Below are 12,560 nucleotides of genomic sequence, written 5' to 3'. Positions count from 1 at the left end.
GGAGCACACCATGCCCGCCAGTTCCGGCACCTACCTGCTGATCCACGCACTGCTCGCCATCATTGCCCTGGTGCTGCTGATCGCGCGCTATCGGCTCAACCCCTTCATCGTCATCACCCTGGTGTCCATCGGCCTGGCCCTGACCACCGGCATGCCGGCCCAGGACATCATGGTCGCGTACGAGGCCGGCGTCGGCCGCACCCTCGGCCATATCGCGCTGGTGGTGGCCCTCGGCACCATGCTCGGCAAGATGATGGCCGAGTCGGGCGGCGCGGAACGCATCGCCCAGACCCTGATCACCCGCTTCGGTGAGCGCAACGCCCACTGGGCCATGGCCGCCATCGCCTTCCTCTGCGGGCTGCCACTGTTCTTCGAAGTGGGCTTCGTGCTGCTGGTGCCCATCGCCTTCACCGTGGCCCGCCAGGTCGGGGTATCGATCCTGATGACCGGCCTGCCCATGGTGGCCGGGCTATCAGTGGTGCATGGGCTGGTCCCCCCACACCCGGCGGCCATGCTGGCGGTGGGCGAATACTCGGCGCAGGTCGGCAGGACGGTTCTCTACGCCATCGTTGTCGGCATTCCCACGGCGGCGATCGCCGGGCCCCTCTTCACCCGGCTCGTGGCCCCGCGCATCCAGTTGCCCGCCCACAACCCCATCGGTGAACAGCTGCTCGGCTCCGGCAAGCCCGTGGCATCGCTGCCAGGCTTCGGCATCACCATCGGCACCATTCTGCTGCCGGTGGCGCTGATGCTGCTTGGCGGCTGGGCCGATCAACTGAGCACCCGGGGCAGCGGGCTTCACCAGTTTCTGTCGTTCGTCGGCAACTCGGTGATCGCCCTGCTGATCGCCACCCTGTTCAGCTTCTGGAGCCTGGGTCTGGCCCGTGGTTTCAACCGCGATTCCATTCTCAAGTTCAGCACCGAATGCCTGGCCCCCACCGCTGCCATCACCCTGCTGGTGGGTGCCGGCGGCGGCCTCAACCGCATCCTCATCGAAACCGGCATCACCACCGAGATCGTCGCCCTGTCGTCCCGCTTCGAGCTCTCGCCGCTGTTGCTGGGCTGGCTGGTGGCCGCGCTGATGCGCATCGCCACCGGCTCGGCCACCGTCGCCATGACCACGGCCGCCGGCATCGTCGCCCCCATTGCGCTGGCCAGCGGCTACCCGCACCCCGAGCTGCTGGTACTGAGCACGGGCGCGGGCTCGCTGATTCTCTCCCACGTCAACGATGGCGGCTTCTGGCTGATAAAGGAGTACTTCAACATGACCGTGGTCCAGACCCTGCAGACCTGGACGGTCCTGGAAACGCTGATCTCGGTGGTCGCCCTGGCCCTCACCTGCGGCCTGGCCCTGGTGCTGTGATGGACATCCTCTACACCATCCGCAGCCGCCAGGGCCGGCTCAGCGGCAACGCGGCGCGCATCGCCGAGGCCGTGCTGCACGACGTGGCCTTCGCGGCCGCAGCCAGCATCGATCAACTGGCGGCCAAGGCCGGCGTGAGCAAGGCCGCGATGTCGCGCTTCGCCCGGTCGATGGACTGCAACGACCTGCGCGACCTGCGCCTCAAGCTGGCCCGGGCCTCCCTCGTCGGCCGCCGCTTCCTCGCCGGGGCTGCCACACCGGCGCTGCCTTTCCACGAACAGATCCTGGCAGACGTGGAAAACAGCCTGCGCCACCACCTCGACGGACTCGACCAAGCGCAACTGAGTGCCGCAGTGGACCTGCTGGCCTCCGCCCGCCGCCTCTACGCCTTCGGCATGGGCGGCTGCTCCACGCTGCTATCGACCGAGTTCCAGTTCCGGCTGGTGAGGCTGGGCTACCCGGTGTCCACCTACCACGACCCGGTGATGATGCGCATGGTGGCCTCCACCCTCGCGGAGGGCGACCTGCTGATCGTGCTGTCGCTCACCGGCACGCCGCCCGACCTGCCGAGCGTCCTGCGCCTGGCCAGGGACTACGGCGCCCGGATACTCGCCCTCACCCGGGCGAATGGCCCCCTCGCCGCGCTGGCCGACATCGTGCTGCCCGTGCACCTGGACGAAACCGAGTTCATCCATAAACCGACAGCCGCCCGCTACGGGATGCTGCTGATCATCGACCTCCTCGCCACCGAGCTCGCCTTGCGCAACGCCGAAGCCAGCCAGGAACTCCTGCGCCGGGTGAAGCTGGCGCTGGACGGCTATCGCCAGGGCGAGGACCGACTTCCGCTGGGGGACTGACACATGAACCACTACGACACACTGATCCGCCGCGCACAGGTCATGGACGGCAGCGGGACGCAAGGCTTCGTCGCCGACGTCGGCCTGCTGGACGGCCGCATCACCCTGATCGGCGAGGCCGGCGATGCCACGGCCGAGCGCACCGTCGATGCCGATGGGCTGATCCTGGCCCCGGGCTTCATCGACGTGCACACCCACGACGACCTGGCGCTCATCCGTAACCCGGCCATGCTGGCCAAGCTGAGCCAGGGCGTGACCACGGTGATAGTCGGCAATTGCGGCATCAGTGCCGCCCCCGTGCGCCTGACCGGCTCTCCGCCGGACCCGATGAACCTGCTAGGGACGGCGGAAGCCTTCTGCTACCCGCGCTTCTCGGACTATCGCTCGGCGGTGGAACGGGTCCGTCCGGCGGTCAACGTCGCGGCACTGGTGGGGCACACCGCCCTGCGCAACAACCACCTGGACCGCCTCGACCGCAGCGCCACGGAAGCCGAGATACGCGCAATGCGCAGCGAGCTGGCAGCCAGCCTGGCCGAGGGCGCCATCGGCCTGAGCAGCGGCCTGGCTTATGCCTCGGCCCATGCAGCCGACGCCAACGAGGTGCGCCAGCTGGCCGAAGAGCTGAGTCGCTTTGGCGGGCTCTACACCACCCACCTGCGCGACGAGTTCGACGGCATCCTCGGTGCGCTGGACGAAGCGCTCGCGACCGGCCGCCATATCGACAGGCCGGTGGTGGTGTCCCACCTGAAATGCGCCGGTGTCGGCAACTGGGGCCGAAGCGCCGAGGTGCTCGCCCACCTGGACGCCGCCAGCACCGGGCAACCCCTGGGCTGGGACTGCTACCCCTACGCCGCCAGCTCGTCCACCCTCGACCTCAAACAGGTCACCGACGCCTACGAAATCCTCATCACCTGGTCGGAGCCGTACCCCCACATGGCTGGGCGCACGCTGGTGCAGATCGCCGCCGACTGGGCGCTTCCCCTGCTGGAGGCCGCGCGGCGCCTGCAGCCCGCCGGTGCGGTGTACCACTGCATGAGCGAAGCGGACGTGCAGCGCATCCTCGCCCACCCACTGACCATGATCGGCTCGGACGGCCTTCCGGAAGACCCGCAACCCCACCCGCGGCTGTGGGGCACCTTCCCCCGCGTGCTCGGCCACTACGCCCAGGACATCGGCCTGTTCAGCATCGAAGAGGCGCTGCGCAAGATGACCTCGCTTCCCGCCAACCGCTTCGGCCTGCATGAACGAGGCGTGGTCGCCCGCGGCTACTGGGCCGACCTGGTGCTGTTCGACGCCCTGACCCTTTCCGACGTCGCCAGCTACACCGACCCGCAACGCCCCGCCACCGGCATCCACGCCGTCTGGGTCAACGGCACCCTGGCCTATTGCCCGGGGGAGGCCTGCCCAGACAGGGCAGGCCGCTTCCTGGCCCGCGACACCCCCTCCCCCGTGAACTGAAAGGAGCACCCCATGACCGAACTCAAACGCTACACCCGCGCCAGCGGCACCGCCGGCCAACCCATGCCCTTCGCCCGCGCCGTACAGGCCGATGGCTGGCTCCACGTCTCCGGGCAGACGCCCCTCCGCGACGGTGTGCTGGTGGATGGCGGCATCGTCCCGCAAGCCCGCCAGTGCCTGAACAACCTGCTGGAGATTCTCGACGAGGCCGGTTATCGACCCGAGCACGTGGTGCGCTGCGGGGTCTGGCTGGATGACCCGAGGGACTTCGGCGCCTTCAACGCGGTGTTCCTCGAGTTCTTCGGCGACCACCCGCCAGCCAGGGCCTGCGTGGTCTCCAGCATGGTCATCGACTGCCGGGTCGAGGTCGACTGCATCGCCTACCGTGCGCCCGAAGGGAGGTAGCCGCATGCGCATCGCCTGCCTTGGAGAATGCATGGTGGAGCTCGCCGGCAACCCGCTGCGACGCAGCTTCGGTGGCGACACCCTGAATACCGCGCTCTACCTCGCCCGCCTGCTGGCCGGGACGGCGCACCGGGTCGAATACCTCAGCGCCCTCGGCGATGACACCCTGAGCGAGGAGATGGAGCAAAGCTGGATCGAAGAAGGCATCGACACCCGGGAAGTGCTACGGCTACCGGGTCGTCGCCCCGGCCTCTACCTGGTGGAGGTGGACGCGCTGGGCGAACGGCGCTTCCACTACTGGCGCGAAGACAGTGCCGCACGCCACTGCTTCTCCAGCGGCACAGCACTGGCGCGCTGGGTCGACCGCTCACGCATCGACATGCTCTATCTTTCCGGCATCAGCCTCGCGCTGTTCCCGCCGCCGCGCAGGGAGGAGCTGCTGGTCGCGCTCGCCGCGTTCAAGGCCGAAGGGGGCCAGATCAGCTTCGACAACAACCTGCGGCCAGCACTCTGGAGTGCCGCGCACGCCCGCCCGGTTCACGATCAGGTACTGGCACTGACCGATACCGCCCTGCTGACGCTGGCTGACGAATGCCTGCTGCACGGCACGCTGGGCGCACAGGCAGTCGCTGATCGGGCATTGGGCCTGGGCTGCACGGAAGTGGTGATCAAGCGCGGAGGCGAGCCCTGCCTGGTAGCCACGGCGGAGCAGCGCATCGAGGTCCCCGCCCGCCCGGTGACCCGGGTGGTGGACAGTTGCGCGGCGGGCGATGCATTCGCCGCCGGCTACCTCGCCGCACGCATCCAGCAGCAGCCACTCCGGTTGGCGGCGGAAAGCGGGCACCGCCTGGCTGCAGCCGTGATCCAGCATCCGGGCGCGATCATCCCCCGCAGCGCGATGCCCATCTGAGCTACAACCGACAACGACGAAGCCGGCCCGGGGCCGGCTTTGCGTCACCGCGCCGTTCACCGCCGACGCGCTGCCCCAGGTCACTTTCTCCAGCGGCAGCATCGCCATCCCGACGCCCTCGAAAAGCGCCTTCTATAATCCACTCCAGCCTGCAGGGAGCCTTGTGGAGAGCAGGCTGTACGGGAACGCCGAATGATTGCGAAATCACGTTTCTTCAAGCGCGTCAGACAGCTCTGGCACGCCGCCGACCTGGTGTCGGTGGCCCAACGCCGCGAGCGGCGCATGCGTTTGCTGGCGAGCTGCGTGATGCTAGTGCTGGGGGTGATCTGGGCGGTGATCTTCGCCCTGCGGGGGTTCTGGGCCATCGTCGCGATGGATGCGGTGCTCATCGTCTCCGGCCTCACCGTGCTGATGCTCACCGTGCGCAACAAGGCCCGCAGCGCCAACCTCATCCTGTTCAGCGTGCTGATCGTGATCATTGCCGGCACCGCCATCGTGCTCGATGTGCCCAATGCCGCCGCGCCCCGCGCCACCCACCTGTACCTGTTGCCCCTCACCCTCGCCGCGCTGATGGCGTTCCGCGACGAGGGCCCGTGGCTGCGCTACGGCATCGCCCTGCTGTGCCTGCTCACCTTCACCTGCCTCGCCTCCAGCAACTGGGCGCCCGTCATCGGCTACAGCCTGCCGGACGAGGTGCGCACGCCGGGCTCCTGGGGCCAGGCCGGGGCGGCGATGGCGATGTTCTTCGCCCTTCTCCACGTACTGCAGACCGATGCCGCCGAGCGCTCGGTGCTGGAGCGCGAGCTGCAGGCCGCGCTGCGCGAGCAGCAGTTCGAGCTCCACTACCAGCCCCAGCTGAACGTCGCCGGCCGGGTGATCGGCGCCGAGGTGCTGATCCGCTGGCGCCACCCGCAGCGGGGCCTGCTGCCCCCCGGCGAGTTCATCGACCACGCCGAGCGCAGCGGGCTGATCATCCCCATCGGCAAGTGGGTGCTGGAGCAGGCCTGCGCGCAACTGCGCACCTGGGCGGACGACCCGGCCCGCTGCGACCTGTGCCTGGCCGTCAACATCAGCCAGAAGCAGTTCCGCCAGGCCAGTTTCGTGCCCGAGGTCCTGGAGATGCTGCGGCGCTACGGCATGGACGCGCGGCGCCTGGAACTGGAGTTGACCGAGACCGTGCTGGTGCAGGACCTGGAAGACCTGACGCAAAAGATGTCGGTCCTGGTGCAGCATGGCGTGTCCTTCTCCCTGGACGACTTCGGCACTGGCTTCTCCTCCCTCAGCCACCTCAAGCGGCTACCCCTGGGCAAGCTGAAGATCGACCGCTCGTTCATCTGCGACCTGCTCACCGACGCCAGCAGCGAAGCCATCGTGCGCAGCGTCATCGCCCTGGGCCAGAGCATGGGCCTGACGGTGATCGCCGAAGGGGTGGAAACCGAAGCGCAGAAGGACTTCCTCCTGCGCCACGGCTGCGCGCAGTTCCAGGGCTACCTGCTGAGCAAGCCGCTGCCACTGGACGCCTTCCTGGACTTCACCCAGGCCATCACCGAACGGGAAAGCCGCGCGGGCAGCGGCATGTCGTAGGCGCAACTGGCAAGACGGTTCCGCAGCGGTAAAAGGTGACCTCGAGCCACGCCACCGGAGCCACCCACGCCGCTCGCGCCCCTGCTGCGCGGCCACGACCTGGACGCCACCCGCCGTCACTACCGCGATGCCCTGGGCTTCGCCACCCTCGACTCGGCGCACGCGAGCCTCACCGTGCAGCTGCAGGATTGCCGCCTGATCTTCACCGAGCAGGACCTGTGGGCCGCTCCCGTCGCCTGCTCCGGCACCCTCTACCTCGCCATCGCCGACGTCGCCCGCTACTACGAGCAGGTAAGGGACAAGGCCGAGATCGCCTGGCCCCTGCAGGAGATGGACTACGGCTCAAGGGAGTTCGGCATCCGCGACTGCAACGGCTACACCCTGGCCTTCACCCAGGTCGCGCCCGCCACCGGGGAATGATTGAGCGGCGCCGCAGTCTATCCCTCAAGCGCGGCAAGCCAGACGGCAGCCACGCCGACAACCGCCCGCCTTGCCCCCAGGGGCGGCCCCGAACGCACAGCGATGGCGAGGTCGATCATGCGCTGGATATCAGGAATGCTTTGCGTCGCCGCCCTGCTGATCGGCGGTCCAACCTTCGCCGGGGAAACCCGGCAAAAAGCCCAGGCGGCGGAAACCAAGGCCGAGGTGCTGGAAGAAAAAGCCGCCAACCAGGCGCCACTCCCCGCTGGCACCCCGCCCATCACCCGCAGCGAAGCCAAGGCCGTGGACCCGGCCGGCGAAGCGCCCCTGGACGACCCCATCACCTGCCTCGCCCGCTCCATCTACTGGGAAGCCAAGGGCGCCCCGGCGCAGGACATGGAATCGGTGGCCAACGTGGTGATGAACCGCCTCGGCAACGAGCAGTTCCCCAAGACCGTTTGCGCAGTGGTCAAGCAAGGCTCGGAAACCAAGAGCTGCCAGTTCTCCTGGTGGTGCGACGGCCGCCCCGACGAAGCCGTGGAAGAAGAACGCTTCACCCTCGCCCGCGAAATCGCCCGCAAAGCCCTCAACGGGCAATTGCAGGACCGCACCCACGGCGCCCTGTATTTCCACGACCGCAACGTCTCGCCGTCCTGGGCGAAGACGTTCACCCGCACGGCGCAGACCAAGCGCCTGCTGTTCTACAAACCGCGCCTCGAAGAGCCACTGGCCGGTGCGGAAGACACCCGCCCCTAGGGGCCGTCAGCGGGCTTCCCGACGCGCCGGCTCGGTGGCGTGCACGAACACCGTGTAGGTGTCCGCCGGGTGCGCCACGCCGGCCAGGTCCAGCGCGTGGGCGATGTTGCCGCGGTGGTAGGTGGCATGGTTGAGCACGTGGAAGAACATCTCCTCGCGGGTCAGCCGGCCCATGCGGCCATCGGTGAAGCGGAAGGTGATGGCCTCTGAGGCGGCGGCAGGCTCCAGCGCCGCCACCTGTTCGGCGTACCACTGGCCGGAAGCGAGCAGCCGGCGCTGCAACACCTCATAACCCGGCACCGCCTCGGTGTTGGTAGCCGGGTGAGGTTCCGCCGTGCCCGTGAGCCGCGCGCGGAACAGGTCCTCGACTATCACCATGTGGTTGAGCTGTTGCAGGGTGAAGGCCAGCGAGTCGGGGAAGCGCTCGGCGTCGATGAGGCCGATGGCCTCCAGCGCGCGTCGGTCCGCCCAGCACTTGTACTGAAAGGCCTTGGTCAACATCGGCGGTCCTCGGGGTCAGGTGGCTCGGAAACGGAGTCGTCACATAGACGATGGAGCTTCGCCTTCGGCGAGCAGCCAGCGGGTGAAGGTCGCGAGCGCAGGCGGCGATTCGGCGGCGGGCCGGGTCACCAGCACGTAGCGCTCGCTGAGTTGCGGCAGCGTCGGCCAGGGCGCGCTCAGCCGGCCTTCGGCCAGTTCGTCCTCGACGTAGCGACGCGGCACCAGCGCCATGCCGAAGCCCGCCTTGGCAGCCTCGATGAGCAAGGCATAGCGGTCATAGACCGGGCCCGTCGTGGCGCTGGGCAGGGCCATGCCGGCCAGCTCCGCGTAGCGCGACCAGCCATAGGGGCTCCCGTGCTTGTGCAGCAGCGGCATGCGTGCGTGCACCTCGTCCGCCAGGCGCGGGTGGCAGACCGCGACCATCGGCGCCTCGAACAGCGGCTGCACCCGCATGGAACGCCAGATGGGGTGGTCGTAGTTGATCGCCGCGTGCAGGTCGCTGTCCTCCAGGATGAAGGGCTGTGTGCGCTCGCGCAGGTTGATCTCGATATCGGGGTGGCGTTGGCGGAAGCGTGCGAGCCGGGGAATCAGCCAGCGGCTGGCCAGGGTGGGAATGACGCCGATCTCCAGGGCAGTACCAGCGGATGCCTCGCTCATCACCTGGCGGGTGTGGCGCTCCATGTCCGCCAGCAGCGTGCGCATCTGCGCCGCGTAGCGGGTACCGGCGCTCGAAAGCTCGACCCGGTTGCCCACGCGAAGAAACAGGCGCACCCCGAGGAACTGTTCCAGCTTGGCGATCTGCCGGCTGATGGCGCCTTCGCTCAGCGAGAGTTCCTGCGCGGCCCTGGCGAAGCTCTGGTGGCGCGCGGCGGCCTCCAGGGCGAGCAAGGCGGAGGTGCTGGGCAGGCGTCTGGTCATCGGTGGCCATCCGTGGATCGATGGGGCGACAGGATGACGCATGCGCAAGCTGCCTTGCAAAAAATTCGGTAACCGTCGGCAGGGGCGCGCCTTAGCATGGAGCCGTGATTCCGCAGGAGTCGGAACGCCATCCGTGATGAGTGGGAGTACTGCCGTGAAGACGATTGACCGGGCCCTGCTGGGGCTGGGCGTGCTGATTCCGTTCTGGCTGTTCGCCGGTGTCGCGCTGACCGCGCTCGCCTACCCCGGCTACAGCCACCTCGACCAGGCGATGAGCCAGCTGGGGGCCGCAGGCGCGCCCACCCGGGGCTTCTCCGCCTGGGTGAACAACGCGCCCCTGGGGCTGCTGTTCGTGCTCTTCGCGGCGGGTGTGGCGAGGCGCTTCCAGACCTCGCGCCTGGCCCTGCTGAGCGCTGCACTAATCGCCCTGCACGGCCTGGCCAGTTTCGCCACCGGCTACTTCCCCTGCGACCAGGGCTGCGCACCGGCACAACCGTCGCTCTCGCAACAGGTGCACAACCTGGCAGGGCTGGTGATGTTCCTCTCGCTGACCCTGGCCAGCGCACTGTGGGTGTTTCTCGGCCGGCGCCTGCTCGGCGCCCCCGGCTTCGGGCTGTTCTCGGCGCTCTGCGTGGTGCTGGCCCTGACAACCGTGGCGCTGATGGGCAAGGCCTTCGCCGATGGCCACCTCTTCGGCCTCTACCAGCGACTCAACTACGGGGTCTCGGTGATTTGGGTCGCGGCCCTGGCGCTGCTCACCCTGTGGCGGGATCCACGGCGCTAGTTCGCGGATCCCCCCTCACACGAACGGGCTCGCCGACACCGGGGGCCCTTATCACTACCCTGCGCGATGAACTGCTCGGCAAACGCTACAACTACGGCCGCCCGGACATCGTCCAGCAGGACTGGGGCCAGGAACTGCAGGTGTACGACCCCTTCGGCAACCGCATCAGGTTCTGTCAGTACTGAGTGAAAGGACGGCGGGCTGGGTGGATGCGTCCACCCAGCCCGCTAGCTAGTCAGCGCCCGTGGACAGGGATGGCGCCTCATCGCGATACGCCGAAGGGCTGAGCCCCGTCCAGCGCTTGAAGGCCCGGCGGAAGCCGCGGATGTCGCTGTAGCCGAGCTCTTCGGCGATACGCTCGATGGGCATCTCCGGGTTGCTCAGCAGGCTCATGGCCCGCGCGCGGCGCACCTGCTCCTGCAGGGCGTCGAAGGTCATGTCGTGCTCGGTCAGGCGGCGGCGCAGGGTGCGGCTGCTCATGTTCAGCTCGCTGGCCACCTTGTCGATATGGCAGCCCTGGGCCAGGTCGCGGGCGATGGCGCGTTCCACCGTCTGCAGCAGCCCCATCTTCTGCTGCACCTGGGCACACTCCAGCTCCAGCAGGTTGAGCGCCTGGCGCAGGGCGACGGGCTGGTGGCTGGGCAGCTGCATGTCCAGCCAGTGGCTGTCGATCACCATGCGGTTGTGCAGGCAGCCGAAGTGCAGGTTGGGGCCCAGCAGGCGCTGGTACTCGGCCTCATAGGCCGGCGCGGCGTGGGTGAACTCGAAGCGCAGGGGCTGGAACTCGCTGCCGATCAGCGCGTTGTTGTAGACAACCAGGCTGGCGAAGAACTCTTCCACGGCGAACAGCTGCACATCGGCGTAGGGCAGCCGGCATTCCACTTCGACGAAGCTTTCGCCCGCGCCTTCGCGCAGGGTGTAGACGGCCATGCCGCCGGAGGTGTGTTGGAAGCGCTGGCCGATCTCGAAGGCGTCGCGCAGGGTCTTGCACAGGGACAGCACGTGGCCCAGCAGGCCGAGGGTGCCGAGCACGTTGCGGTGCCCGACCCAGAGGCCGAGGCCGCGCTCGGGCAAGGCGACCAGCGCGCGCTGGATCATGGTCACGGCCTGGCGATAGGAGATGCGCTGGGCAGGGTCCTGCAGCTCTTCGAGGGTGAAGCCGAGCCCGCGGCACAGGCGTTCGCCGCTGACGCCCTTGTCGTGCGCCACCTCCGCGAGGGTCTGCAGGAGGAAGGGCGAAACCAGGGCGAGGTCGAACTGGGCATCGGTGGTGGTAATGGACATGGCGAGCGGTTCCCCAGCCACGCGCCCGGAATTCTTGTTCTGGGGAGGGGCGTGGCGGCGCCATCATATCGCGTTAGCGGGTGTCCCAGATGAGGGTGTAACTGAATATTGCGGCCTGGCCCCGAAAGGCCCCCTGATTGTCCGGCAATGCCCTGCATCCCTCGGCCTTGAGCGCTTATTTCTATGCGGCGGCCCGGGCCACGCCCCGGAGCCGTCCACCAACAATAAGAAATGAGCTCACTATGAAACCTATCCGTGTCCCCCGGCTGTCCGTGCTGGCAGCCTCCCTCGCCATGGCGACCTCCCTCTCCTCACCGGCCCAGGCCACCGAAAACGGTGTCGACAACATCGGCCCCGGTACTGACGGCTTCTTCGTCCTGCCGCTGGACGTGAACAACCTGCCGGACCACATGTTCGCCTTCAACCTCTACTACAACCACTACGAGTCGAAGAAGCTGGACATCAGCTCCCTCGGCGGCAAGGTGCCGGACGTGAAGATCACCTCCGACGCACTCATCCCGCGCCTGGACTACCTCAGCCCGCTGCGGGTGTTCGGTGGCCGTGTCGGCGGCTACGTCGCGCAGCCCTATATGCGCCAGCAGGTGGCCATGTTCGGCATGCAGAGCGAACGTGAAAGCCAGGGCGACACCACAGTCGCACCGCTCATCCTCTGGGACATGGGCAAGGACCTGACCCTGGGCGCCGCCCTGGAGATCACAATCCCCACCGGCAGCTACGACGCCGCGCGCCCGGCCAACACCAGCAACAACTTTTACACCTACAAACCGATGCTTTCGGCGACCTGGCAGCCCGACGACCGCACCGAGCTGTCGATCAAGACCACCTACAGCTTCAACGAGGAAAACCACGACACCGACTACCGCTCCGGTCAGCTGTTCCACTTCGACTACTCCGCCAGCTACCGGGTGACCGACAACCTGCGCCTGGGCCTGAACGGCTACTACGTGAAGCAGACCACCGACGACGAGCAGTTCGGCAGGACGGTGACCTTCATGGGCGAGGACGTGGACGACGGCGTGCGCGGCCAGGTCTTCGCCATCGGCCCGGCCGTGCACCTCACCTTCCTCAAGTACGCCAGCGTGGAGATGCGCTGGGCCAAGGAATTCGCCGTGGAGAACCGCCCGGAAGGCGAGATGTTCTGGGCCAAGCTGAACCTGCCCTTCACCCTCTGACAGGCAGACACGAAAACCCCGGGCCAATGCCCGGGGTTTTCGTTTTGCATCCTGCATCACGCGGCAATGCGCCTTGTAGGTCGGGTGCAACCCGACAGGGCTGGGCACGAGGGCAAACGCGGGTTTC

The 12,560-nt window shown here is 67.9% G+C and carries 13 protein-coding genes and 1 pseudogene; 11 read left to right on the top strand and 3 right to left on the bottom strand.

All coding sequences use genetic code 11. From position 1 onward, the window contains the following. Positions 1-10 precede the first annotated feature (10 nt). The 8 genes from ACXI0U_RS30445 to ACXI0U_RS30410 all read left to right on the top strand — a co-directional run bounded on the left by ACXI0U_RS30445 (position 11) and on the right by ACXI0U_RS30410 (position 7,753). A complete protein-coding gene (locus ACXI0U_RS30445) occupies positions 11-1,363 on the top strand; it encodes a GntT/GntP/DsdX family permease (RefSeq protein WP_184489417.1) in 1,353 nt (450 codons plus the stop codon). Further along, the gene (locus ACXI0U_RS30440; protein WP_479551316.1) at positions 1,363-2,220 is read left to right on the top strand and encodes a MurR/RpiR family transcriptional regulator; all 858 of its coding nucleotides are present in this window, start codon (positions 1,363-1,365) and stop codon (positions 2,218-2,220) included. The genes ACXI0U_RS30445 and ACXI0U_RS30440 overlap by 1 nt, the downstream gene beginning before the upstream one ends. 3 nt (positions 2,221-2,223) lie before the next feature. Continuing rightward, the gene (locus ACXI0U_RS30435) at positions 2,224-3,678 is read left to right on the top strand and encodes an N-acyl-D-amino-acid deacylase family protein (protein WP_479551315.1); all 1,455 of its coding nucleotides are present in this window, start codon (positions 2,224-2,226) and stop codon (positions 3,676-3,678) included. Between the two features lie 12 nt (positions 3,679-3,690). Continuing rightward, positions 3,691-4,083, top strand: coding sequence for a RidA family protein (locus ACXI0U_RS30430; RefSeq protein ID WP_184489419.1), 393 nt, complete (start codon positions 3,691-3,693; stop codon positions 4,081-4,083). A 4-nt stretch (positions 4,084-4,087) separates the two neighbouring features. Beyond that, on the top strand, positions 4,088-4,993 hold the full coding sequence (locus ACXI0U_RS30425; RefSeq protein ID WP_435635965.1) for a sugar kinase: 906 nt from the start codon (positions 4,088-4,090) through the stop codon (positions 4,991-4,993). A 192-nt stretch (positions 4,994-5,185) separates the two neighbouring features. Then, entirely contained in the window at positions 5,186-6,577 is a 1,392-nt protein-coding gene (locus tag ACXI0U_RS30420; protein WP_423727926.1) for a putative bifunctional diguanylate cyclase/phosphodiesterase, read from the top strand. Between the two features lie 81 nt (positions 6,578-6,658). Continuing rightward, positions 6,659-6,997, top strand: a complete 339-nt coding sequence (locus tag ACXI0U_RS30415; RefSeq protein ID WP_479551342.1) for a VOC family protein — start codon at positions 6,659-6,661, stop codon at positions 6,995-6,997. 117 nt (positions 6,998-7,114) lie between these two features. After that, positions 7,115-7,753, top strand: a complete 639-nt coding sequence (locus ACXI0U_RS30410; RefSeq protein WP_037020852.1) for a cell wall hydrolase — start codon at positions 7,115-7,117, stop codon at positions 7,751-7,753. Positions 7,754-7,759: 6 nt separating this feature from the next. Here the strand turns inward: ACXI0U_RS30410 and ACXI0U_RS30405 are convergent, their stop codons facing one another. Beyond that, positions 7,760-8,254 (bottom strand): DinB family protein, encoded by a 495-nt coding sequence (locus tag ACXI0U_RS30405; protein ID WP_374981476.1) that lies wholly within the window; start codon positions 8,252-8,254, stop codon positions 7,760-7,762. 39 nt (positions 8,255-8,293) lie between these two features. Further along, on the bottom strand, positions 8,294-9,172 hold the full coding sequence (locus ACXI0U_RS30400) for a LysR substrate-binding domain-containing protein (RefSeq protein WP_479551314.1): 879 nt from the start codon (positions 9,170-9,172) through the stop codon (positions 8,294-8,296). 154 nt (positions 9,173-9,326) lie between these two features. Between ACXI0U_RS30400 and ACXI0U_RS30395 the strand changes: the two genes are divergently transcribed. Together ACXI0U_RS30395 and ACXI0U_RS30390 are read left to right on the top strand one after the other, a co-directional pair. Next, positions 9,327-9,956 carry a DUF998 domain-containing protein gene (locus ACXI0U_RS30395; protein WP_479551313.1) on the top strand — a complete coding sequence of 210 codons (630 nt, stop codon included), beginning with the start codon at positions 9,327-9,329 and terminating at the stop codon, positions 9,954-9,956. A 50-nt stretch (positions 9,957-10,006) separates the two neighbouring features. Next, a pseudogene (locus ACXI0U_RS30390) lies at positions 10,007-10,141 on the top strand (glyoxalase superfamily protein); the annotation flags it as partial. A gap of 46 nt (positions 10,142-10,187) precedes the next feature. Here ACXI0U_RS30390 and ACXI0U_RS30385 read toward each other — a convergent pair. Then, a complete protein-coding gene (locus tag ACXI0U_RS30385; protein ID WP_431484060.1) occupies positions 10,188-11,240 on the bottom strand; it encodes an AraC family transcriptional regulator in 1,053 nt (350 codons plus the stop codon). A gap of 242 nt (positions 11,241-11,482) precedes the next feature. On the opposite strand from ACXI0U_RS30385, the gene ACXI0U_RS30380 reads away from it, so the two are divergent. Next, positions 11,483-12,433: a SphA family protein gene (locus ACXI0U_RS30380; protein WP_271660746.1), complete on the top strand. Its 951-nt coding sequence runs from the start codon at positions 11,483-11,485 to the stop codon at positions 12,431-12,433. Positions 12,434-12,560: the final 127 nt, after the last annotated feature.

The organism is Pseudomonas sp. C9D1, assembly GCF_056491235.1.
This window is presented reverse-complemented; position numbering and strand designations above follow the sequence as displayed.